Genomic DNA, 22,653 nt, shown 5'->3' with positions numbered 1-22,653 from the left:
CATCCCGGTTACTCGAATCTCTCATCTGCTCTTATATCTTTTCGCATCTCGGTTACTCGAATCTCGCATCTGCTCTTATATCTTTTCGCATCTCGGTTACCCGAATCTCGCATCTGCTCTTATATCTTTTCGCATCTCGCTTACCCGCATCTCTCATCTGCTTTTTTAGGCTCTTCGCATCTCGATTACTCGCATCCCGCATCTGCTTTCCCCCTAACACGAAGCGCAAAGCAATACCCTGAAATACCACCCATGATGTTCCCCAAGGCTAAACCGATAAACAACCCTTCGACACCATCAATTTGGCTGCCTATCCACGCGAATGGCAAGGTAAACACAAACAAACGCATGAAGCTCCATTGGAAGGCTTTAAGTGGTTGATGCATGGCATTCATGCCGCTGATCAGCATCATCACAATGCCTTGGAAGCCATAGCTAAAGGGTACAACTAACAGGTAATGCCACAAAATGCCTCGTACGGATTCTTCTTGAGAGAACAGGGCGGCCAAAGGAATGCTTAGCGGCACCATCATTAAGAAAATCAAACCTTGGAACATCACAGCAAAACGCATGCTTAGAAATAGTGCCTTAAAACTGCGTTGAGGGTTGTTTGCGCCAAAGTTCTGCGCCATGAAAGGCGTAAGGGCAGAGGTCAGAGACATCAACACAATGATCAGAATGGATTCAATACGCTGGGCAGCACCATAAGCAGCAACGGCTTCGGTTCCTTGTTTGGCCAACATCATCATTATGATGGCACCCGCTAATGGATTAAGTGCATTGGACAGCGCAGCAGGAGTGCCGATGGTGAGTATTTGATGCCAATCGCTAAGGATGCTTTTGATGTTGGGTAAAGCCAGAAGCTTCTCTCGTTTAATCAATATGTACAGCGAGCAACACAGAGCGCCAAACCAACTGAAACCACTGGCAATTGCAGCACCTTGAATCCCTAATTCAGGGAAGGGGCCGTATCCAAAAATGAGCAAAGGGTCGAGAACGCCGTTGATTAACCCTGCCAACATCATGATTTTAGCGGGCGTTTTGGTATCGCCACTGGCACGAATGGCACTGTTGCCTGCCATTGGGATCACTAATAGGGGAATGGTGACATACCAGATCAGCATGTACTCAGAAATGAGAGGCAGTAACTCCGCTTCGGCACCCAACAAGGTAAATAAAGGTTCGAGTGAGATAATGCCAACGGCGGAAGCGCAACAGACCAGAAGTAGTGCGAGTAATAATCCATGGCAGGTAAATCTCGCCGCATTTTGCGCGCAGCCTTGGCCAAGCAACCGCCCAATACACGTCGAAAGGCCTATACCTATCCCCATGGTGATGCAGTTAATCGCAAAGGTGATTGGGAAGGTAAAGCTCACCGCTGCAAGGGCTTGTGTACCCAGTAATGATATAAAGAAGGTATCGACGAGGTTAAACATCAAGATCGACACCATACCGAATATGGTCGGTATGGTCATGGTACGCAATGTACTCTCAATTGGGGCGGTTAATAGCCCGTGCTTATCTTGCATGTAAAACGCCGATAGAAACCAAAAGCGTAGGATAAACAGATGCGGGCGGGAAGGGAAGAAAAGCAGATGCGGGATGTGAAAGAGCAGATACGAGTAAACGAGATTCGGGATGCGAAGAGCTTGAAGAGCAGATACAAAGAGTTAGATGAGGGTAACGGGATTCGAGATGCGAAAGGCAAAAACCAAGAAGGCAATTCTCTTGTCTTCCGCTCTTCGTTACTCGTTTACCCGCATCCCGTATCTGCCTTTAAGCTCTTCGCTACTCGTTTACCCGCATCTGCTCTTATCTTTAAGCTCTTCGCATCTCGTTTACTCGCATCCCATATCTGCCCCTTAGATCACAATTTTTATCTTTTCCCCCTTGGGTTCTTCCACATCGCCCCAACATATTGGGTAACCCCATGCCAATCGTGGCAACTATCAAATTAAATGGAAATTATCAGGAGATCCGACCGATGAATATCCGTCCTCTACACGACCGAGTTATCGTTGAGCGCCAAGAAGTTGAATCTAAATCTGCTGGTGGCATCGTTCTAACTGGTTCTGCCGCTGAAAAATCAACGCGCGGTACTATTCTAGCTGTTGGCAAAGGCCGCATTTTAGAAAATGGTTCAGTACAACCATTGGACGTTAAAGTTGGCGATACTGTTATCTTTTCTGAAGGCTACGGCACTAAAACTGAAAAGATCGACGGCAAAGAAGTTCTGATCATGTCTGAAAACGACATCATGGCGATCGTTGAGTAATCCGCGCCACACATTGAACTGATTTAATAAAGAATTTTAAAGGAAATTAAGATGGCTGCTAAAGACGTTAAATTTGGTAACGACGCACGTATTAAAATGCTAGAAGGTGTAAACGTTCTGGCTGACGCAGTAAAAGTAACGCTAGGTCCTAAAGGCCGTAACGTTGTTCTAGACAAATCATTTGGCGCACCAACAATCACTAAAGATGGTGTTTCAGTTGCACGTGAAATCGAACTTGAAGACAAGTTCCAAAACATGGGCGCACAAATGGTTAAAGAAGTGGCTTCGCAAGCGAATGACGCGGCGGGCGACGGAACAACAACAGCAACAGTATTGGCTCAGTCTATTATCGCTGAAGGCCTAAAAGCGGTTGCTGCTGGCATGAACCCAATGGATCTTAAGCGCGGTATCGACAAAGCGGTTATCGCGGCTGTTGAAGAGCTGAAGAACCTTTCTGTTCCTTGTTCAGACACGAAAGCTATCGCGCAAGTCGGTACTATCTCTGCGAACTCTGATTCGACAGTAGGTAACATCATTGCTGAAGCGATGGAAAAAGTAGGTCGTGATGGCGTTATCACGGTTGAAGAAGGTCAGGCTCTACAAGACGAGCTAGACGTAGTTGAAGGTATGCAATTCGACCGCGGTTACCTATCTCCTTACTTCATCAACAACCAAGAAGCCGGTTCTGTTGATCTAGATAGCCCGTTCATTCTTCTTATCGACAAGAAAGTGTCTAACATTCGTGAACTTCTTCCGACTCTAGAAGCGGTTGCTAAGGCATCTCGTCCACTTCTTATCATCGCTGAAGATGTAGAAGGCGAAGCGCTAGCAACTCTTGTTGTGAACAACATGCGTGGCATCGTTAAAGTAGCGGCTGTTAAAGCTCCTGGTTTCGGCGACCGTCGTAAATCTATGCTGCAAGACATCGCTATCCTAACGGGCGGCACGGTTATCTCTGAAGAGATCGGCCTAGACCTTGAGAAAGTAACGCTAGAAGACCTAGGTCAAGCTAAGCGCATTACGATCACTAAAGAAAACTCAACCATCATCGATGGTGCGGGTGATGAAGTGATGATCAAAGGTCGTGTTTCTCAAATTCGTCAACAAATCGAAGATGCAACGTCTGACTACGACAAAGAAAAACTTCAAGAGCGTGTAGCTAAACTAGCTGGCGGTGTTGCAGTAATCAAAGTTGGCGCTGCGACTGAAGTTGAGATGAAAGAGAAGAAAGACCGCGTAGAAGATGCACTTCACGCAACTCGCGCTGCTGTTGAAGAAGGTGTGGTTGCTGGTGGTGGTGTTGCACTTATCCGCGCTGCGTCTAAAGTTGCTGGCCTTGAAGGCGACAACGAAGAGCAAAACGTAGGTATCCGCGTTGCACTACGTGCAATGGAAGCGCCTATCCGTCAAATCACGACCAATGCTGGTGATGAAGAATCTGTTGTTGCTAACAATGTTCGTGCTGGCGAAGGTAACTACGGTTACAACGCGGCTACTGGCGAATACGGCGACATGATTGCTATGGGTATCCTAGATCCAACTAAGGTAACTCGTTCTGCACTTCAGTTCGCAGCATCAGTTGCTGGTCTTATGATCACAACAGAAGCTATGATCACTGACAAGCCACAAGATTCTGGCCCTGCAATGCCTGATATGGGTGGCATGGGCGGTATGGGTGGCATGGGCGGCATGATGTAATCATCCCCTTTCTCGTAACAGAGAAAGCCATACATAAGCTTTAGAAAACGGAGACTTCGGTCTCCGTTTTTTTTTGCTCTTCGCATCTCGTTTACTCGCATCCCGCATCTTCCTTTGATCTGCTTTTCCATTGCTCTTTATGATTTTGCGTCTTATATTCAACAGTACAGTTATGACATTGATCTAACATGGATAGCTGTTGAATAATGGATAATAAATGCTTGATTGAAAATGGATTAATCAAGTCAACAATAAGTCAGTGGAGACTCCCCAATGAAAAAATTACTTTCAGTACTTGCTGTGTCTGCAGCAGTAATGGCACCGGCGGCATTTGCTTCTTCGCCTGTTATGTTTTCAACGATCAACGGCTTCAATGCTCCGGATTCTGATGCGGTTGGTGGTGTACGCTTGGCTTTGCTTCACGGACAAGTGAACGACGTTAAAGGTGTCGACCTTGCGGTTGTGGGTATGTCAGAAACACAAACCACGACGGGTGTGAACCTGGGTATTTTTGGTGCGCATAAAGTAAACCAAGAAATGACCGGTGCTTCTTTGGGTATATTCAACTGGAACCCAGGAAAAACAACAGGTTTGAACTTGGGTGCAGTGAACATCACCAATGATGTGAAAGGCGCGAACGTGAGCTTCGTCAACTACTCAGAAGGTAACACTATGGTTGATGTGGGTGCTGCGAACCTTTCAGAAGTGTCGACGGTTCAGGTTGGTATCTTCAACAAAACCAACAAAATCGAAGGCGTGCAAATTGGCTTGATTAACTGTGCTGATAACGGTTTCTTCCCGTGCTTCCCGATTGTAAACTTTGCTAAATAAAGCGGTCGTTTAGCCTTTGGTTCTACTATTGGCGACTTTTAGTTAGCGAATTCGCTTTTTAGTTACGCATACGCGATTAAAGACTAAGTATATCAACGCCTAAACCACTGTTTAGGCGTTATTACATTCAATTCTACGTCTACGATAAACTTCTCCAACTATCCAATAAGCATTCTGTTTTATATTTGTTGTTGCGATGTTCTGATTTATAAGTACAATGTGCGATAAATTCCCAACGATGATTTATATGCTTTGATTAATCCCCATACCGTCGATTTTAAAAAGGCTTTTTTAAGTCTAACCGCCAGTTTTTTAGTAGTTTTGAGCTTGTTGCTCGTTGATTCAGCGGAAGAATCAGATAAACAGTATGGAATCGAAAACCAAGGCGTGACACGCTCTTTAGCGGAGCTCACACAGATCATTAATGCGCTTGAGTACAACATCACTGCGCTCTACCCACTGCATGGTGACACCTACGTATTCTCGCATGAGAAAAAGATCGAAGATGAAACGTGCTATTTCACCAGTGAAGAGCAACATGCCCCTCGCTTTGACTTTATGTTCTCTGGCCCTCGCGAGATGTGCGACCCGAAATCGGACCTTTATACCGAGGCGGGTAAGCGCTTGTTCATCGCGCCGACCATGGCTTACTTTGCCAATACCATAGAGACCATCTCTGCGATCTACTTTATTTCGAAAGAGAAGTTTATTATCTCTTCCCCCTCCGATATTGCCCAATATATGAAAGGCGATACGTTCGACTCTGTCGTAAATAGCCGACCATATTGGATTAATACGATTCGCTTTGGCTTAGCTCAGGGGCAAGATCAGGTAGTGTATACCGGCCAATACGATGATTACTTAACAGGTAAGAAAGTGGTGACCTTAACCAAAGGGATCTACGTTAATGGTGAGTTTAAAGGGGTATTGGGTGTCGATGGCTATGTCTCTAACCTCGTATCGAACCCTACCCATGGTTATAAAGTCACCAGTACTCGAGGCGCAAACAAGTACGGGTTTATGGACTTTACCTATTCCAAGCCTCTCTATGTTGATGACATTAACACCCAGCTATACCTGAGCATTGAAGAAGATAAGATAGAGCACTTTCTGCATGTATTGGCGATGGAGAAGATTCAGCTTTCGATACTGTTGGTTTTGTATTTACTCTCGGTTTTATGGCTATGGCGTTTTTATACAAGACAAGAACACCAGCGTTTGAATGACCTAGCAATGCGCGATCCATTAACGGGCTTACTGAATCGACGTGGCTTTGAAGCTCGATTACTGGCTCAGGATGAACAGCCGATTATTGGTGTTGGTGTGTTTGATATCGATGATTTCAAAGTGGTTAATGATCAGTATGGCCACAAAACGGGGGACGAGGTGATTTGCCATGTTGCTCAGTTGATGCTGAACAGCGTTAGGCAGCAAGATATCGTGGCACGGTTTGGTGGTGAAGAGTTTGTTGTCGCGATCACGGGTGAATCCTCAGAGCTGCTTTCATCGATCTTTGAACGAATTCAAAACGACATTAGCCTACAGAGTTATCGATGCCCAACAGGTGACAAGGTGAATATCTCAGTGTCTGGTGGCGCGACGCTCTACTCTCTGTATAAGTTCGACAGTGTCGGGCACTTGTGGGAAAACCAGAGTATTCGTTCGTCTGATGAGCAGCTCTATAAGGCCAAGGCTGCTGGTAAGAACCAGGTGTGTATTCAGGTGTATTAAGCGCTTTCGTAAAAACTCAAAGCCTAGTCGTTTGACTAGGCTTCTTTTTTGTCTCTAAGGAATTGTGTCTAGTAGATTTCATTCAAGGTGAGAGGCTACTTCTTCACGCGACCTTTTCGCATCCACTTCTGATGCACACCACGGCGTAGGCTCTGGAAGCTATTTTCCACTTTGTCGACGCCAAGCAGGATAACCAGCGCCATTAGCGTGATGATGACAGACTGAGAGAGATGCCCTAAGGCAATCATCATGCCTAATGCAGCGAGTACCCAGATAATCGCAGCTGAAGTCACGCCATGAATCTTGCCATCCAATGTCATCATGACCCCTGCACCAAGGAATCCAACACCCGTAATGATCTGGCCAAGCACACGAGCTTGATCGAGCGTGTTGGGGGATAGGCTAATCGCCATGGTGAGAAAGAAATAGGTACCACTGATGATCAGAATCGATGTTCGGATTCCGACGGGTTTACCGCGTGTTTGCCTTTCGATTCCGATTAAAGAACCGCATAACATGCATGCTGCGAGGCCTGCCCAGCTAAAGGGGGCAAGGTTGAGAGTTTGTTCTATAAATTGTGACATATCACCCCTCCTAAGAATTTAGAATAGAGCCGAGTATGCTAATAATAGACCGGACGATCGAACAAAAAATTTTTGTCTTAACGACTGATAGAGGTGACTTAAAAGCTAGCAGCCGTTTGTCGTTAATTCAAAGCTAGGTGCAGAGGAAGAGGTTGCTTCGTTGTAAAGTAAGAAGCAGTCTTCCGAAGATTTCTTCTTACTTTTGGTCATGAAACGAATCCATGGTATTTCTTTAGAAGTATTATGGAAATACCATTCAGCAGGATCATTCGCATTAAATATGGAATCTGCGAAAGTACTTTCAATCAACAGACTCCAAGCATTTGCTGAGTCTGCCGCTGGGTACCCATATGCAAGTTCTATGTTGTCACCTTCGATTGTAATTTTAGCAGCGCTTAACTTTTCTAAACCTTGCTGAATTGCAATCGGGTAAACCATGTCAGCAGCACTTTGCATACCGCCTCTCAAACCTTGAAGGGCTGAAATTCGAGCATCACTCTGTAGATTGAGAAATTTCGACGCTGCAGTCACTGAAATAATGCCTAAAATAACAATTACGATGACCAATTCGATCATAGTAAAACCTCTGTTCGAGGATAGCTTGTTTTTCGGATACGTCTTCATTTCGGCAACTTCTTTATTCAATATGTAGATCGAGTGGCGTCTTGCTGCTGCGTCCGCCAATTTCACGAGTTAACTTAGGCACGAGGTAGCCAGAAACCTCAGAGATTAATCCCTTAAAGTGACGCTTGGCTTCTTCATCAGAAATATAGAAATGAGCGGCGCCCTGAACTTTATCAAGTACATGCATATAGTAAGGTAAAACACCGGCGTCGAATAGCTTTTCGCTTAATTCTTTCAATGAGTTAGCGCTGTTATTTACACCTTTTAGCATCACGCCTTGATTGAGCAGAGTGGCCCCAGTTTGCTTTAGCTTATGAAAGGCTTGCTTGAGCTCTAAGTTAATCTCGTTGGCATGATTAATATGGCTGACCATCACCACATTGAGGCGAGTTTGAGCTAACAATTGGCACAGCTCATCCGTCACTCGAGCTGGGATTACAACCGGTAATCGGCTATGAATTCGAACGGTTTTCACATGCGGAATCTGTTCGATGGTATTGATCAGCCATTCGAGTTCGCTGTCTTTGGCCATCAAAGGGTCGCCACCGGATAAGATCACTTCGTTGATCTCTAGATGAGCGGCTACATAGTCGAGGCTGGTTTGCCACACAGACTTAGAACCCTTGTTATCTTGATAAGGGAAGTGACGGCGGAAGCAGTAGCGGCAGTTTATGGCGCAGCCTCCTTTTACAATCATCAGTGCACGATTTTTGTATTTGTGCAGCAGTCCTGGAATCGCGTTTTCTTGCTCTTCTAGTGGATCGGCTGAATAGCCTTGATGAACCTCGAACTCTTCGTTGAGTGGTAACACCTGACGCAATAGAGGGTCGTGTGGGTTGCCTTTTTCCATTCGTTCGACAAAGCTAAGGGGTACCCGAAGTGCAAATAACTCACGAGCAGCAAAGCCTGCTTGCCACGGTGTTGGGTCTATTTCCAATGCCTCAAGCAGTTTTGACGGGTCAGAGATCGCATTCGATAGTTGTTTGAGCCAGTTTTGCTCAACAGATTCGACTTTTCGGGTTATGATATGCGGCATTGAAATTAACTCAAAGATGTGGAAGAGAAAATCATGGCGTCAGTAAGCACCAATGAATTCAAAGGCGGTTTAAAATTCATGTTAGATAATGAGCCTTGCGCAATTATCGACAATGAATACGTTAAGCCAGGTAAAGGCCAAGCGTTTAACCGTGTAAAACTTCGTAAACTGCTGTCAGGCAAAGTGTTAGAGAAAACATTCAAGTCAGGCGAAAGCTTCGAGCTTGCAGATGTTATTGACGTTGAATTAGGCTACCTATACAACGATGGAGAATTCTACCACTTCATGAACAACGAAACATTTGAGCAAATCGCAGCAGACGTAAAAGCAGTCGCTGACTCAGCAAAATGGTTAGTTGAAAATGACGTTTGTACTCTAACGTTGTGGAATGATAACCCTATCACTGTTACTCCGCCAAACTTTGTTGAGATCCCAGTAACTGAAACTGATCCTGGCCTGAAAGGCGATACACAGGGTACGGGTGGTAAACCTGCAACTCTAGCAACAGGCGCGGTTGTTCGTGTACCTCTATTCATCGCTATCGGTGAAGTTGTTAAAGTTGATACTCGTACTGGCGAATACGTTGGTCGTGTAAAATAATTTGATTGTGTCCACCCTATTTGGGGTGGCTCAGTGAAATAGAAAAGGTCGCTTATAGCGGCCTTTTTTGTATCTGGCGTTCAGGAAAAGCAGAAGAGCAGATTCGAGTAACCGAGATGCGAGATACGAAGAGCTTGAAGATCAAGAGCGAGTGAGCTAGGTGTGTGGGATTCGACAAGCAACAAAAAAGCAGAACAAGAAATTCCTGTTCTGCTTTAGTCTTTTCGCTCTTAAGCTTTTCGAATCTCGATTACTCGAATCCCGAATCTGCTCTTAACTGTTAGATCATGAAGATGAAGATAACAGACAGTGCACTGATTAGGCCTGCAACGAAGTAGCAGCCCACTTTACCTGCAACGCCGACGTGGAACTTAAGGTCGTGCATGCCGTGGTGAAGACGGTGCATTGCGTGCCACATTGGCAGTGCTAGCGTACCGATGATGAATAGCGCACCGATAATGCTGGTGGCGAATTCAGAAACACGCTCGTAGCTCATTGCATCCGCATCGATAATGCCCATTGGCACTAAGATACCCAGCACTAAAATCGTGATTGGTGTGATCATCGCGAACCAAGTACCGCCAGCGCCGAATAGGCCCCACCAGATTGGTTCATCAGATCGCTTAGGATCGTGGTTAACAGGTTTCACTTTGTAATTTTTGTTCATAACGAAAGCTCCTTACACCACCATGAGAACGATTAAAGAAATAAATGCCACCGCTGCCCACTGGGTCAGTACGATGATTCTTTTATCTACCAATTTGCCTTTAAGGCGGATTGGCATTACTTGAGGCATCATGCTGAAGAAGGTCTGAGCGTGCAGTAAGCTGCCTAGCAGTGCCACGATGTTGATACCAACAACGATAGGGTTAGCCATAAAGCTCAACCAACCTTCCCACGCTTCAGGCCCTTTCACTAGCGAACCCAAACCGAAGGTTAGGAACAGAGTGAATAGAATCAAAGGCAGTACAGTCGCTTCACGTAGCATGTAGAAACGGTAGAACGGATGGTTGCTCCACCACGTTCTCTTCATTTCACGAACATAAGGTTTACGATTGCTCATATTACGCTTCCTCCGTCGCTTTAACCGGTTCGCCATCAGGTTTGAACATCGAGATAACGAAGTCCATTGAAGACTCAACTTTACCTTGGTTTACTGCAGCCGCTGGGTCTACTTTCTTCGGACATACGTCAGAACAGTAACCTACAAACGTACAGCCCCAAGCGCCATTGTCGCCATTGATAAGCTTCATACGTTCAGCTTTACCATTGTCACGGCTATCTAGGTTGTAGCGGTGAGCAAGAGCAAGTGCCGCAGGGCCGATGAACTCAGGGTTTAGACCAAATTGAGGACACGCTGCGTAACACAAACCACAGTTGATGCAGCCAGCGAACTGTTTGTATTTCGCCATTTGCTCTGGAGTTTGGATGTTAGTGCCGTCTTCTGGCTTACGGTCGTTACCAATGATGTAAGGTTTGATTGCTTCAAGGCGCTCGATGAACGGCGTCATGTCGACAATCAAATCTTTCTCGATTGGGAAGTTAGCCAAAGGCTCAATCTTGAAGCCATTCGGGTAGTCACGTAAGAAGCTTTTACATGCCAGTTTTGGCACGCCATTAACCATGATGCCGCAAGAACCACAAATCGCCATACGACAAGACCAACGGTAAGACAGGTCTTTATCTAGGTTATCTTTGATGTAACCAATCGCATCAAGTACTGACATAGTTTCATCAAACGGAACTTCAAAGGTTTGAAAGTGAGGTTCTGCATCGTGCTCAGGGTCATAACGCAGGATTTCAATTTTTTGGATTCGATTCGCTGACATTATGCTTGCTCCTCTTCGCTCTTCTTCGCATTCTCTTCTGCTGCTTTTTCAGCGGCAGCGGCTTTCTCGGCTGCTTCACCGTATAGACGAGCTTTAGGTTGAGATTTAGTAATCTTAACGCCGCTGTAGTCGATGGTTGGTGCTGCATCTTCGTTGTAGAAAGACAGAGAGTGTTTCAGGAAGTTTACGTCATCACGTTCTGTGCAGTTGTCGTCTAGACGTTGGTGTGCACCGCGAGACTCTTTACGAAGGATCGCTGAGTGAACCATCGCTTCTGCAACTTCAAGGCCGTAACCCACTTCGATAGCGTAAAGTAGGTCAGTGTTGAACACTTTGCCTTTGTCTTTAATGCTGATCTTTTTGTAGCGCGCTTTCAGTTCAGTGATTTTGTCGATGGTTTCTTGCATCAAGTCTTCTTGACGGTAGATACCACAACCCGCTTCCATGGTGTGACCCATTTCAGTACGGATGTCAGCCCAGTTCTCATCGCCTTCTTGAGCCAAGATGCCTGCGATGCGATCTTCAACCGCTTTGATTTGCTTAGTGATAGCTTCTTCGTTCCAGCCTTTGAATTCAGCGGCACGTTTCACGGCTTGTTCACCGGCTACGCGGCCAAATACTACGAACTCAGCCAGAGAGTTAGACCCTAGGCGGTTTGCACCGTGTAGGCCAACTGAAGCACATTCACCAACGGCGAATAGGCCTTTAATGCGAGTTTCACAGGTACCGTTAGTTTCAATACCACCCATGGTGTAGTGAACGGTAGGGCGAATTGGGATTGGCTCTTTTGCTGGGTCTACGTTTACGTACGCTTTTGCAAGCTCACAGATGAACGGAAGACGCTCTTGCAGGTACTCTTCACCAAGGTGGCGAAGGTCAAGGTGTACGACATCACCAAGTGGGTGCTTGATGGTGTTGCCTTTCTGCTGTTCATGCCAGAATGCTTGAGAAACTTTGTCACGAGGACCCAGTTCCATGTATTTGTTTTTCGGCTCGCCCACTGGAGTTTCAGGGCCCATGCCGTAATCTTGCAGGTAACGGTAGCCGTTTTTGTTGACGATGATACCGCCTTCACCACGACAACCTTCGGTCATCAAGATGCCAGTACCCGGTAGGCCTGTTGGGTGGTATTGAACGAACTCCATATCACGCAGTGGAACACCGTGGCGATAAGCCATTGCCATACCGTCGCCAGTCACGATGCCGCCGTTGGTATTGCAGTGGTAAACACGACCTGCGCCACCTGTTGCTAATACAACAGATTTCGCTTTGATCGTAACAAGCTCACCTTCAGACATATGAATCGCGATTAGGCCTTGTACTTCGCCATCTTCAACGATCAAATCCACCACAAAGTACTCATCAAATCGTTTGATTGTGTCGTACTTCATCGAAGTCTGGAACAGAGTATGAAGCATGTGGAAGCCGGTTTTATCCGCTGCGAACCACGTTCTCTCTACTTTCATACCGCCGAATCGGCGTACGTTTACTTCACCGTTTTCTTTACGACTCCATGGGCAGCCCCATTGTTCCATTTGGATCATTTCGCGAGTCGAGTTTTCAACAAAGTATTCAACAACATCCTGTTCACATAGCCAGTCGCCACCGCCAACAGTATCGTTGAAGTGGTTATCTAGGCTATCTTCGTCTTTAATTACTGCTGCTGAACCGCCTTCTGCTGCTACCGTGTGCGAACGCATTGGGTAAACTTTAGAAATCAGTGCTACTTCCAATTCAGGATTAGCTTCAGCCGCAGCGATAGCTGTACGAAGACCAGCGCCGCCTGCGCCGATGACTGCGATATCTGTGGTAATTGTCTTCACAGTTATTCTCCAGTGTGATGCGGAGTATTCCGCTTGTTATTATAAAAAGCTTATTTAGGAGGCTCTAAATCGTAGGAACCATTTAGCACCCCTAAGCCTTAAGTGGTAGGTTCAGTGTAAGAGAGGAACGCATTTCAAAAATTGATGCATTTGGGTTTTTAGGTCGGTAATGCATATGGAGGCATAGAAATTATAGGTTATGTGACTGCAATCACGGCAATGAATTGTTGATAACGATTAACCCACAGGACGGGTGTTAACGGCTTGTTGAGTATGATTTTCGTTATCAATGTTGATGTGAAAGCTGTATTGATAATTGTATTGTAGAACGTAATTTTCTGGCTTCATTAAAACAACATTTTGCTCTCATCAATAGACAGATAGAAGCTTACAAAAGAGACGAAAGGTGGTAATTTTCGTCGCCTAGAATTCAGTGATATGGAACTTAATAATGCACTCTACATGGCAACCCGCCGCAACCATTAAGCAATTAAAGCAACGTGCTGATATCCTTAATCAAATTCGCCAGTTCTTTACAGAGCGAAACGTGATGGAAGTGGATACGCCTGCGATGAGTCACGCCACGGTGACGGATGTGCATTTGCATACGTTCAAAACTGAATTCGTAGGGCCGGGTTATGCGCACGGCCAGCCACTGTTCTTTATGACGAGCCCAGAGTTTCATATGAAACGACTGTTAGCGGCGGGTAGTGGCTGTATCTACCAAATTTGTAAGTCTTTTCGTAACGAAGAAAATGGCCGTTATCACAACCCTGAGTTCACTATGTTGGAGTGGTATCGCGTTGGTTTTGATCATCATGACTTGATGGATGAAATGGATCTGCTGTTACAGCAGGTCTTAAAGTCGGGCTCAGCACAGCGAATGACTTACCAACAAGCCTTTATTGATGTGTTAGGTGTGTGTCCGTTGGAGGATTCGATGGATACGCTAAAGCAAGCTGCGGCGAAACTAGGACTCAGCGACATTGCAGATCCAGAAGAAGACCGCGACACCTTATTGCAGCTGCTATTTAGTATTGGGGTTGAAGCTAAGATAGGGCAGCAAGTACCTGCGTTTGTTTATGACTTCCCAGCATCACAAGCGGCGTTAGCCAAGATTAACCCGAATGATCCACGAGTGGCGGATCGCTTTGAGGTGTACTTCAAAGGGATTGAATTGGCAAACGGCTTCCATGAACTCGATAAACCACAAGAACAACTTCAGCGCTTTGAAGGTGATAATGTCAAACGCATTGAGATGGGCTTATCGCCTCAACCGATTGACCATCACTTGATTGAGGCATTAAAAGCGGGCTTACCAGACTGTGCGGGTGTTGCTCTAGGTATCGATCGTCTGATCATGCTGGCGCTCGGCTACGACCACATCGATGATGTGACGGCTTTTCCGTTCCCACGCTCTTAGCTTTTTGCTTTTGTTTTTATTGAGAGTTAATAGTCCTTAGCTATTAACGGTTAGCTATTAACTCTCAGCTTCCAATCCGTTTCCAATCAGCTTCATTAGCCGACCAAAATACCTGTACAACTATTTGACCAGAATTCCGGTGCCACTAGCTAACCAGAATCCCAGTACCCACCACGGCAACAATGGCACCTATCCAAGCGTAGGCATTTGGCCTCTGTTTGGTGTACAACCAGAGTATCGGTAACAACATGATGGGCGTGGTTGAAGATAACAGAGCGACCATGCCGACATTGCCTTCCTGCAACGCGTACAAGATCAGCGTCATTCCTACAGCCATTGCCAAAAACCCGTTAACCGCGGTAATCGCGAATATCTGCTTATTCATTGGGTTAAGTGCGCGTGAAAGTTTGGCGCCCGTTAAGCGAAACAGTGAGTGAGCAACAAAAGCGGTGATCATTCGAATAGCAGAGGCGGCTATTGGGTCGATACTGGTTTGCATCACGGGTTTGGCAATAATGCCGCCCAATGCTTGGCAGATCGCGGCGGTGATTCCCAACGCCACACCAATCCACACCGTGCCCTTAATGGTTTCGAGTTGGTTGTTCGCTTGGCCACGACGACCAAAGAAGATTGCGGTTAATACACCACTAAACACCAATGCCGAGCCAATCAGCTCCACCGAAGTCATGCTTTCGCTAAACAGGAAGTAACCAAGAATCGCCGAGAACACGGCGTGACAAGAGAACAGCAAACCCGCTTGGCGCGGTCCCATTCGGTTCAAACAAGCAAATAGGGCGGTATCACCAATGAAGATGCCAATTAGTCCAGACAGCATCATCGGCGTGACTAAGTCAGCTTCCACACTTGACCAACCGCCAGTAAACCAAGCCATGCTCGATAAGATGATAGCGGTACAACCCATTCGCCAGCGGCTATAGGCGAAAGAGCCTAAGTGTTGAGCAGGCTTTACTGACATTAGGCTCGCAATCGCCCAAAGAAAAGCGGCAGCTAGAGCTAACCATTCGAATCCCATCTGAATAACATCCTTGTGTCTGGGATAAATTAGCTCATCAATATGCATCAAACCGAACTGAGAACAAAGTGATTCTTATGAAAGAACGACTTTGTTTCAGTTATTAGTTTATGTCAGCTGTCGCTTGCTGGTGTGGTTCACTTACTTTGCTTGAGGCGCGCTATACCTTAAAGCGCTCCACGTCTTGGCGCATCGACTCAGCAGCGCTGCTCATTTCATTTGAGCTATTGCGACTGCTTTCTGCTTGTTGTGCCAAATCGTCTGAGGCGTCTTTGATCCCTTGCGTATTGCGGCTGATGTCCTCGCTCACCGCGCGTTGCTCCTCTGCAGCACTTGCGATTTGCAGCGCCATATCGTTGATTTCCGTGATCGCTTGCGTGATTTTAGTCAGGCTGCCATGGGCTTGTTCTGCGAAGCCAACACTGTTCTCTGCCAGTTGAGTGCTGGTGGTCATGCTTTCAACAGCATGTTCGGTATTTTTCTGCAGCGTATCAATCATCACGCGGATTTCTTCGGTCGAGCCATGCGTTCTTTGGCTGAGCACTCGAACTTCATCGGCCACAACCGCAAACCCACGACCTTGTTCACCCGCACGAGCGGCTTCAATCGCCGCATTCAATGCCAACAGGTTGGTCTGTTCGGCAATGCCTTGAATGGTGGATAGGATCTGGTTGATGCTTTGAGCATTGCTCTCTAATTCACGAATCACATTGGCGGCGTCTTCAACTTGAGTCGCCAAGCCAGTAATCGCATCGCGGTTTTGTTGGATGACCTCTTGGCCTTCGTTACAAGCGGTAGCGGATGCTTGAGAAGCGGATGCCGTTAATTCGGCATGGCTAGCCACTTCGGCTGCGGTGGCGGACATCTCATGAATCGCGGTCGCAATTTGGTTGATATCGTTTTGTTGATTCTCAACGCTAATCGAAGATTGGGTCGCCAGTTGATTGGCTTTCTCTGCATGGTTGTTGAGATCGTGGCTGTGCTCTATTACGCCCTTCAACATGCTTTGCATCTGGCTTAAGAACTGGTTCACGAGCTCGGCAAGTTTGCCAATCTCATCCATACGTGTGATATCAATGCGCTGAGTGAGGTCACCTCTGCCTTGAGCGAGCTGAGTTAAGGCTTCAGACAAGGTTTGTAATGGAGAAAGTAGGCGGTTGATCACCATTGTGCTCGCAATTGAAATGATGATGTACAACACCAAAGAGGTCAGCGTGATGAATTGAATGGCATCGGATACTGCAGAAAACGCCATGTCTTTATCGATAACGATACCTAACGACCAATCGGTGTTCGGGACATTGGCAATATAGACCAGCTTATCGCCTTGACCCGGCCAAGTGAGAGTGGTGATCATCTGGTCTTGGAGCAGTTGTGACACCTTGTTGGTTGTGAGTTCTGGATTCAAACTGGTCAGTGGTTTTTGACTCAGTTCTTCATCACTGTAGGCCACAATGTTGTTATTGCCGTCGACTAAAAACGCAAAGCCATCGTTATCCAGTTTTACATTGAGCACGGTATCAATAATGCTAGTTACGGTTAGATCGGCCGCGAGAACACCTTGTCTATCGCCACTGAATGCTTTCGCAAAGCTGATGACAATGCTGCCGTCAAAGTCTTGATAAGGCTCGGTAATGATGAGATCTGATGTTGCGTTGGCATCTTTATACCAAGGGCGAGTGCGCGGGTCGTAGCCTGCTGGCCAATCTTCACCTTTGTCGCCATAGGCGATCGTGCCATCGCTGAATCCTGCATAAACAGACAAGAATTGTCCGGCTTGCTTGGTGATCAATAACTCGCGATCAGAGTTGCTACTACTTGAAATAGTCGATTCATTGGCAAGCATCATATCACTGCGGATTGAGAGCCAATCGGCAATGTAATTGGTGGTGCCAACACTGACATTTTTCATTTCTTGGTTAATCGCGACCTCGGTTTCTTGAGTCAGCTGATTAACTGATATCCAGGCTTGAGCGCCACTCACGACGGCGATAATGACCGCAATCGCGATCTGAATTTTAAACTTAATAGTATGTCTCAAGGTCTATTCCTCTCTATTAGACAAAAACCTAATTACGTACTTGATGGTGAATTGGTGTGTCTCTGATGCGTGTATAGTGCCGTTGTCTTGATGTTGGTAAATGTGTTTAAAATCAAAAATTTAAAATGACTTGTCGTTATTTTTAATAAACCGTGAAGTAGAATCACAATTATCTATCGATTAAAAACTGATAAACCCTCCAGATAGCGAAATCACGATTGCTATCTGGAGGGTTGTAGTGAAAAGCTAACGTGTTAGGTGATAATAAATTAACGTGCTAGGTGATAATAAACAGTGCGAGGTAGACCATCAGCAAACCGACAATCCCTAAGATAATCCCCATCTTCGCCATGTCTTTACTTTCGATAAGCCCGGTCGAGTAGGCCAACGAGTTTGGTGGTGTCGATACGGGTAAAATCATACCTAGCGATGCAGAGAAGGCGACCACAACCAGTAGTCCTTGCAGGCCTCCTATCGCAACCAAGCTTTCCATTGATGCACCAATCGCAGCGGCGATCGGCATCAGTAAGTTGGCCGTTGCGGTGTTTGACATGAAGTTCGCCATTAACCAACATACGATTGATAACGTTAGCACTACCGCCGTTGGTGAGAGCGACTCATAATCAATCGCGTGTGCGAGTGCCACGGCTAAGCCTGTTTTATCGAGTCCTATACCAATCGCAATACCACCGGCTACTAGCCACAATACATCCCAGTTAATCAGCTTGAGCTCTTCTTTGCCCATGATGCCGGTGAGAGTGAACACCGCCAATGGAATGATCGAGACCACATAAGTGTTCATGCCGTGCAGTTTGGTGGTCATCCACAATAAGATTGTCGCAGCGAAGGTGATGTAAACCACAATCGCACGCCAGCTTTTTCTAAATTGGCCATCAAGCTTGAGCACCATGTTTCTTTCCGTAGAAGGGAAGAGTTTTTGTAGAAGAAACCAAGCGATGGTGAGTTGGATGATCACAAAGGGTAAGCCCATCATCATCCAGCTAAGGAAATCGATACTGTTCTCACCCGTAAGGTATTGCAGTGCGATGGCATTGGGCGGTGTACCGATTGGTGTCGCGATACCACCGGTGTTAGCAGCAATTGGAATACACAACACCAACGCCTTGATCCCCATGTCGCCTTTTGGTGCTGACGCCACGATTGGGCCTAGCAGAGCGAGCATCATTACCGTTGTGGCGGTATTTGACATGAACATTGAGAACACGGCGGTGATCAGCATTAAGCCGAGCATAATGAAGCGCGGTTCTGTACCAAATGGTTTGAGTAATACTCGCGCTAAGTTGTTGTCGAGTTCGTACTTAGATGCCGATATCGCGAGAGCGAAACCACCCATGAAGAGGATGATGATTGGTGACGAAAATGCACCGAATATGTCGGTATATTTGATTAACTCACCGAGATCGTGTCCTGCTGGTGGGTTTCTAAATAGGTGTAAGCCTTTGTCGGAAATCATCACCAGTTCAAGTGCTATGATCAAAATGGAAGTGGCGAATACCGGAACAGGTTCAAGCACCCACAGTAAAGCGGCCAACAAGAATATTGCCAACAAGCGGTGTTGAATCAGCGTGAGATCATCGATTGGTATTGAATCTATCGGCATGAATAACACGCCCAAGGGAATCGCAAAACAAATCAACAGCTTGGCCAGAACGCCAACATTGAGTTTAGGCATGTACAAAGACCCTATGAATAAAATATCTTCAAATAGAGTAAGTTATCTGGATTTTTGGTACTTGGAGACGGGTTGTAAAATCGGAAAGTTGTTTAAGGTTTCGACAGTTGTTTTGTTTTTGGTCAATCTTTTTTCTTGGTAATTCGACGTACTGCTCGTTGAGAATAAGGTTATCGGTAGTTAGATTTGTTGAAATCTTGAAGGGAAATGTCTCGAACTAGATAAGAAAAAGGCGCGTTATTCTCTAAAAATAGAAAACTAACGCGCCCTTAAAGCTTACTAAGTTAACTCAGAGAGTTAGACTTGGTCTGTGTTCTCTGTTGAATCAACAGTTTCAGCAGTCTCTTCATTTACTTCAGCGTCTTTGCCCGCAATATGCGCGAAAGGGGTGCCTAGAACGGTTTTCTCACCATTTTGCATCGTTTCGTCAAACTTGATTGCGTCTTTAGCGAACAGGTTGATAACCGTTGAACCAAGCTTAAAGCGGCCCATCTCTTCGCCTTTCTTCAAGACGACGGCTGTATCACCTTGTGCAGGGTAATCCCATTTGTAAACTGAGTTACCACGAGGTGGAGTAATGGTGCCAGCCCATACTTGCTCGATGCTGCCAACGATAGTTGCGCCAACCAGCACTTGTGCCATTGGGCCAAACTCAGTATCAAAGATACAAACCACACGCTCGTTACGTGCGAATAGGTTTGGAACGTTCTCTGCCGTTAACGGGTTAACTGAGAAAAGGTCACCCGGAACGTAGATCATCTGACGCAGTGTGCCGTCACATGGCATGTGCACGCGATGGTAATCACTTGGCGACAAGTAAAGCGTTGCGAACTCGCCGTCTTTAAATTCATCCGCTAGAGCAGCATCACCACCCAATAGCTCACGAGCTGAGTAGTTATGGTTTTTAGCTTGAATCAGTTGACCGTCAGTAATTGGGCCAAACTGGCTTACACGTGCATCAGCAGGGTGAACAATAACAGAGTCACCTTCTGCGATAGGGCGCATGCCTTCTTTCAATTCACGTACGAAGAATTCATTGAATGTTTTAAAGTGTTTTGGATCGCTATGCAGAGCTTCATCCATGTTTACTTTGTATTGCTTGATGAACCAGTTGATGATCGCTGTCGTTAAGCCACCCGCTTTAGCAGACGCCAGTTTACCGACTAGGCGAGTTAGCCCATGCTGTGGGATCCAGTACTGCAATCCAACTTTAATCTTATCCATTGTATTAATTTTCCAATGCTAATTGTTTTTCAATTAAATCTGTCGATGACGGTTTAGGGCGCGAGATGTTACTTAAATTCGCGCCAATTGTCAGTAAATGCACACATTTGTTCACAAAAACGCGATTAGAGATCGGCTTTCTTGCTTCGTGAGTACTGACGGTTATCTTTGTTGTCAGCCATTGTTTCAATAATGCGATGGTAGCTAGCAAAACGTAAGCGGCTAATTTTACCGTCTTCAACGGCTTCACGTAGAAGACATCCAGGATCGTCATTGTGTTTACAGTCACGGAATTTACAACCACCCAGGTATGGTTTGAATTCAATGAAAGCATCAGTGACTTCATCGGGTTCTAAATGCCATAGGCCGAATTCACGTACCCCTGGGGAATCGATAAGATCACCACCAGAAGGGAAGTGATACAAACGCGCTGCAGTCGTAGTGTGTTGACCCAGTCCTGAGTTTTCAGAAACCGCGCCTTCTTCAATGTCTAATGTTGGCATGAGTGCATTCACTACGCTGGATTTACCTACGCCAGATTGACCAACGAAAATGTTGATACGATCTTTCAGTTCGGCTTCCAACTCTTTGATGCCGTAACCCGACTCTTTACTGACGAACATGACTTTATAGCCGATTTTCTCGTATATTTTCAGCGTTTCGCGGTATTCGCTAATTTGTTGTTCTGTCAGCAAGTCGACTTTATTGAGCACAACTAAAGGGGCAATATTCACCGTTTCAGAGGCGATCAAGTAACGGTCGATGATATTAAGTGATAGCTCCGGCAGTACAGCTGAAACGATAACCATTTGGTCTACGTTTGCGGCAACCGGTTTTAGGCCGTCATAGTAATCAGGGCGAGTTAGCATTGACGTTCTTGGCTCAACGGCTTCTACAACACCAGAGATGCCGGCCATTGATTCAAGTCCTGCGCGCCAAATGACTTTGTCTCCAGAAACTAACGTTTCAATACTGCGGCGTAAGTTACAACGGTGAACTTCGTTGGTTTCAAGATCTTCGATATCGGCATGTTGGCCAAAGCGCGTAATTACGAGTCCGCTTTTTGTTCCGCCAAGCATGTTCTCATCCCACTGGATAGAATCTTCTTTCTTGAGTCGCTTGTTCTGGTTGCTACGTACACGACGCACTTGACCTTTGGTTAACTTCTTTTTTTTAGCCACAATTTTTCACTTAACACATCTAACTTGATGATTGAGGACTCAAACGGAATGTTGTTGGTACCATTGATTTCGATGGCCCTAAAGCTAGTTTGAGTATAGTTATTTGGGTATAGTACCTCTTTTATACATAAACAAATAGGCGACGCCTTATGTCCTTTAGCGATCAGAACCTTATTTGGGTTGATCTAGAGATGACAGGACTTGATCCTGAAACTCATAAAATCATTGAAATTGCTACTATCGTTACTGATAGTGAGCTTAACATCCTGGCTGAAGGACCTGTTTTGGCTATTCACCAACCTCAGAGTGAATTGGACAAGATGGACGAGTGGTGTACAACCACCCACACCGGCAGCGGCCTAGTGAAACGAATTCAAGAAAGCACGGTTTCAGAGCAAGAGGCTATTCAACAAACGATTGAGTTTCTTGAGAAGTGGGTACCAAAAGGCAAATCACCGATTTGTGGTAACAGCATTGGCCAAGATCGCCGTTTCTTATACAAACACATGCCAGAGTTGGAAGAGTACTTCCATTACCGTTATGTCGATGTAAGTACCCTGAAAGAGCTGACTCGTCGCTGGAAACCCGAAGTACTCGATGGTTTTTCAAAGTCGGGAAGTCACCTTGCATTGGATGATATTCGTGAGTCGATCGCTGAACTGCAGTACTACCGAAAAACGATTATTAACATCTAATCAGATCAAATGATCACGTTTATCTAACTTTTCAGGGACATAAGAGCTGATTTTTTTGCAAATCTGCGTGCTTTTACAGCAGTTGAGTAAAAACTTTCGTAATTTTGCATTAAGGACTTGCATCACAAAAAAATGCTCTTATAATTCGCAGCCCTGAACGACGAAAGACGTTTCAGATTGCGATACTAGCTCAGTTGGTAGAGCGCAACCTTGCCAAGGTTGAGGTCATCGGTTCGAACCCGATGTATCGCTCCAAATTCTCTCTTGTGCTTTGCACTGAAGAAGATGGTCAAGTTTCATTGTACTTAAACAATGCATCCGGACGCGGGATG

Annotated in this window: 20 protein-coding genes and 1 tRNA gene; 8 read left to right on the top strand and 13 right to left on the bottom strand. The window is 45.8% G+C overall.

Features of this window, described 5'->3' with window-relative positions:
- Positions 1 to 185 precede the first annotated feature (185 nt).
- Positions 186 to 1,529 (bottom strand): MATE family efflux transporter, encoded by a 1,344-nt coding sequence (locus tag AACT19_RS21075; RefSeq protein WP_065606567.1) that lies wholly within the window; start codon positions 1,527 to 1,529, stop codon positions 186 to 188.
- Between the two features lie 455 nt (positions 1,530 to 1,984).
- Here AACT19_RS21075 and AACT19_RS21070 point away from each other — a divergent pair, with 455 nt between their 5' ends.
- From AACT19_RS21070 to AACT19_RS21055, 4 genes are all read left to right on the top strand, one after another.
- Positions 1,985 to 2,275, top strand: coding sequence for a co-chaperone GroES (locus tag AACT19_RS21070; RefSeq protein WP_004733324.1), 291 nt, complete (start codon positions 1,985 to 1,987; stop codon positions 2,273 to 2,275).
- Between the two features lie 51 nt (positions 2,276 to 2,326).
- A complete protein-coding gene (gene groL / locus AACT19_RS21065) occupies positions 2,327 to 3,973 on the top strand; it encodes a chaperonin GroEL (protein WP_065606565.1) in 1,647 nt (548 codons plus the stop codon).
- Between the two features lie 273 nt (positions 3,974 to 4,246).
- Positions 4,247 to 4,804, top strand: a complete 558-nt coding sequence (locus tag AACT19_RS21060; RefSeq protein WP_004733330.1) for a VC2662 family protein — start codon at positions 4,247 to 4,249, stop codon at positions 4,802 to 4,804.
- A 252-nt stretch (positions 4,805 to 5,056) separates the two neighbouring features.
- The gene (locus AACT19_RS21055; protein ID WP_017095430.1) at positions 5,057 to 6,535 is read left to right on the top strand and encodes a sensor domain-containing diguanylate cyclase; all 1,479 of its coding nucleotides are present in this window, start codon (positions 5,057 to 5,059) and stop codon (positions 6,533 to 6,535) included.
- Positions 6,536 to 6,630: 95 nt separating this feature from the next.
- Here the strand turns inward: AACT19_RS21055 and AACT19_RS21050 are convergent, their stop codons facing one another.
- The 3 genes from AACT19_RS21050 to epmB all read right to left on the bottom strand — a co-directional run bounded on the left by AACT19_RS21050 (position 6,631) and on the right by epmB (position 8,779).
- Entirely contained in the window at positions 6,631 to 7,119 is a 489-nt protein-coding gene (locus AACT19_RS21050; protein ID WP_004733333.1) for an MgtC/SapB family protein, read from the bottom strand.
- 105 nt (positions 7,120 to 7,224) lie between these two features.
- Positions 7,225 to 7,743, bottom strand: coding sequence for a prepilin-type N-terminal cleavage/methylation domain-containing protein (locus AACT19_RS21045; RefSeq protein ID WP_076648640.1), 519 nt, complete (start codon positions 7,741 to 7,743; stop codon positions 7,225 to 7,227).
- 13 nt (positions 7,744 to 7,756) lie between these two features.
- Positions 7,757 to 8,779 carry an EF-P beta-lysylation protein EpmB gene (gene epmB / locus AACT19_RS21040; RefSeq protein WP_076648638.1) on the bottom strand — a complete coding sequence of 341 codons (1,023 nt, stop codon included), beginning with the start codon at positions 8,777 to 8,779 and terminating at the stop codon, positions 7,757 to 7,759.
- A 33-nt stretch (positions 8,780 to 8,812) separates the two neighbouring features.
- Here epmB and efp point away from each other — a divergent pair, with 33 nt between their 5' ends.
- A complete protein-coding gene (gene efp / locus AACT19_RS21035) occupies positions 8,813 to 9,379 on the top strand; it encodes an elongation factor P (protein WP_076648636.1) in 567 nt (188 codons plus the stop codon).
- A gap of 280 nt (positions 9,380 to 9,659) precedes the next feature.
- Here the strand turns inward: efp and frdD are convergent, their stop codons facing one another.
- The 4 genes from frdD to frdA are packed head-to-tail and all read right to left on the bottom strand — an operon-like array spanning position 9,660 to position 13,031.
- Entirely contained in the window at positions 9,660 to 10,046 is a 387-nt protein-coding gene (gene frdD / locus AACT19_RS21030; RefSeq protein WP_076648634.1) for a fumarate reductase subunit FrdD, read from the bottom strand.
- Between the two features lie 12 nt (positions 10,047 to 10,058).
- Positions 10,059 to 10,442 carry a fumarate reductase subunit FrdC gene (gene frdC / locus AACT19_RS21025; RefSeq protein WP_017097244.1) on the bottom strand — a complete coding sequence of 128 codons (384 nt, stop codon included), beginning with the start codon at positions 10,440 to 10,442 and terminating at the stop codon, positions 10,059 to 10,061.
- 1 nt (position 10,443) lies between these two features.
- Positions 10,444 to 11,208, bottom strand: a complete 765-nt coding sequence (locus AACT19_RS21020) for a succinate dehydrogenase/fumarate reductase iron-sulfur subunit (RefSeq protein WP_076648632.1) — start codon at positions 11,206 to 11,208, stop codon at positions 10,444 to 10,446.
- The gene (gene frdA / locus AACT19_RS21015) at positions 11,208 to 13,031 is read right to left on the bottom strand and encodes a fumarate reductase (quinol) flavoprotein subunit (RefSeq protein ID WP_004733344.1); all 1,824 of its coding nucleotides are present in this window, start codon (positions 13,029 to 13,031) and stop codon (positions 11,208 to 11,210) included. Before frdA ends, AACT19_RS21020 begins: the two co-directional genes overlap by 1 nt.
- A 451-nt stretch (positions 13,032 to 13,482) precedes the next feature.
- Between frdA and epmA the strand changes: the two genes are divergently transcribed.
- A complete protein-coding gene (gene epmA / locus AACT19_RS21010; RefSeq protein WP_076648630.1) occupies positions 13,483 to 14,454 on the top strand; it encodes an elongation factor P--(R)-beta-lysine ligase in 972 nt (323 codons plus the stop codon).
- A gap of 145 nt (positions 14,455 to 14,599) precedes the next feature.
- On the opposite strand, the gene AACT19_RS21005 is transcribed toward epmA, so the two are convergent.
- From AACT19_RS21005 to rsgA, 5 genes are all read right to left on the bottom strand, one after another.
- Positions 14,600 to 15,487, bottom strand: a complete 888-nt coding sequence (locus AACT19_RS21005) for a DMT family transporter (protein WP_016799445.1) — start codon at positions 15,485 to 15,487, stop codon at positions 14,600 to 14,602.
- Between the two features lie 160 nt (positions 15,488 to 15,647).
- Complete coding sequence (locus AACT19_RS21000) at positions 15,648 to 17,528, bottom strand: methyl-accepting chemotaxis protein (RefSeq protein WP_076648628.1); 1,881 nt, start codon at positions 17,526 to 17,528, stop codon at positions 15,648 to 15,650.
- 277 nt (positions 17,529 to 17,805) lie between these two features.
- A complete protein-coding gene (locus tag AACT19_RS20995) occupies positions 17,806 to 19,221 on the bottom strand; it encodes an SLC13 family permease (protein WP_076648626.1) in 1,416 nt (471 codons plus the stop codon).
- A 297-nt stretch (positions 19,222 to 19,518) separates the two neighbouring features.
- A complete protein-coding gene (gene asd / locus AACT19_RS20990) occupies positions 19,519 to 20,445 on the bottom strand; it encodes an archaetidylserine decarboxylase (RefSeq protein WP_076648624.1) in 927 nt (308 codons plus the stop codon).
- 125 nt (positions 20,446 to 20,570) lie between these two features.
- Positions 20,571 to 21,626 carry a small ribosomal subunit biogenesis GTPase RsgA gene (gene rsgA, locus AACT19_RS20985; protein ID WP_004733350.1) on the bottom strand — a complete coding sequence of 352 codons (1,056 nt, stop codon included), beginning with the start codon at positions 21,624 to 21,626 and terminating at the stop codon, positions 20,571 to 20,573.
- A gap of 149 nt (positions 21,627 to 21,775) precedes the next feature.
- Between rsgA and orn the strand changes: the two genes are divergently transcribed.
- Both orn and AACT19_RS20975 read left to right on the top strand, forming a co-directional pair.
- Positions 21,776 to 22,321 (top strand): oligoribonuclease, encoded by a 546-nt coding sequence (orn, locus tag AACT19_RS20980; RefSeq protein ID WP_004733351.1) that lies wholly within the window; start codon positions 21,776 to 21,778, stop codon positions 22,319 to 22,321.
- Between the two features lie 179 nt (positions 22,322 to 22,500).
- Positions 22,501 to 22,576, top strand: a tRNA-Gly gene (locus AACT19_RS20975).
- Positions 22,577 to 22,653 lie beyond the last annotated feature (77 nt).

This window comes from Vibrio sp. 10N.222.47.A9, from assembly GCF_963872585.1.
Lineage (GTDB): Bacteria > Pseudomonadota > Gammaproteobacteria > Enterobacterales > Vibrionaceae > Vibrio > Vibrio splendidus.
Note: the sequence above shows the minus strand (reverse complement) of the source record. Positions and strands in the feature narration are given on the sequence as shown.

Excerpts from the sequence above, each read along its gene's own strand:
- AACT19_RS21075 (WP_065606567.1), bottom strand. The coding sequence starts at position 1,529 with ATGCAAGATAAGCACGGGCTATTAACCGCCCCAATTGAGAGTACATTG.
- AACT19_RS21070 (WP_004733324.1), top strand. The coding sequence starts at position 1,985 with ATGAATATCCGTCCTCTACACGACCGAGTTATCGTTGAGCGCCAAGAA.
- groL (WP_065606565.1), top strand. The coding sequence starts at position 2,327 with ATGGCTGCTAAAGACGTTAAATTTGGTAACGACGCACGTATTAAAATG.
- AACT19_RS21060 (WP_004733330.1), top strand. The coding sequence starts at position 4,247 with ATGAAAAAATTACTTTCAGTACTTGCTGTGTCTGCAGCAGTAATGGCA.
- AACT19_RS21050 (WP_004733333.1), bottom strand. The coding sequence starts at position 7,119 with ATGTCACAATTTATAGAACAAACTCTCAACCTTGCCCCCTTTAGCTGG.
- AACT19_RS21045 (WP_076648640.1), bottom strand. The coding sequence starts at position 7,743 with ATGAAGACGTATCCGAAAAACAAGCTATCCTCGAACAGAGGTTTTACT.
- epmB (WP_076648638.1), bottom strand. The coding sequence starts at position 8,779 with ATGCCGCATATCATAACCCGAAAAGTCGAATCTGTTGAGCAAAACTGG.
- efp (WP_076648636.1), top strand. The coding sequence starts at position 8,813 with ATGGCGTCAGTAAGCACCAATGAATTCAAAGGCGGTTTAAAATTCATG.
- frdD (WP_076648634.1), bottom strand. The coding sequence starts at position 10,046 with ATGAACAAAAATTACAAAGTGAAACCTGTTAACCACGATCCTAAGCGA.
- frdC (WP_017097244.1), bottom strand. The coding sequence starts at position 10,442 with ATGAGCAATCGTAAACCTTATGTTCGTGAAATGAAGAGAACGTGGTGG.
- AACT19_RS21020 (WP_076648632.1), bottom strand. The coding sequence starts at position 11,208 with ATGTCAGCGAATCGAATCCAAAAAATTGAAATCCTGCGTTATGACCCT.
- epmA (WP_076648630.1), top strand. The coding sequence starts at position 13,483 with ATGCACTCTACATGGCAACCCGCCGCAACCATTAAGCAATTAAAGCAA.
- AACT19_RS21005 (WP_016799445.1), bottom strand. The coding sequence starts at position 15,487 with ATGGGATTCGAATGGTTAGCTCTAGCTGCCGCTTTTCTTTGGGCGATT.
- AACT19_RS20995 (WP_076648626.1), bottom strand. The coding sequence starts at position 19,221 with ATGCCTAAACTCAATGTTGGCGTTCTGGCCAAGCTGTTGATTTGTTTT.
- asd (WP_076648624.1), bottom strand. The coding sequence starts at position 20,445 with ATGGATAAGATTAAAGTTGGATTGCAGTACTGGATCCCACAGCATGGG.
- orn (WP_004733351.1), top strand. The coding sequence starts at position 21,776 with ATGTCCTTTAGCGATCAGAACCTTATTTGGGTTGATCTAGAGATGACA.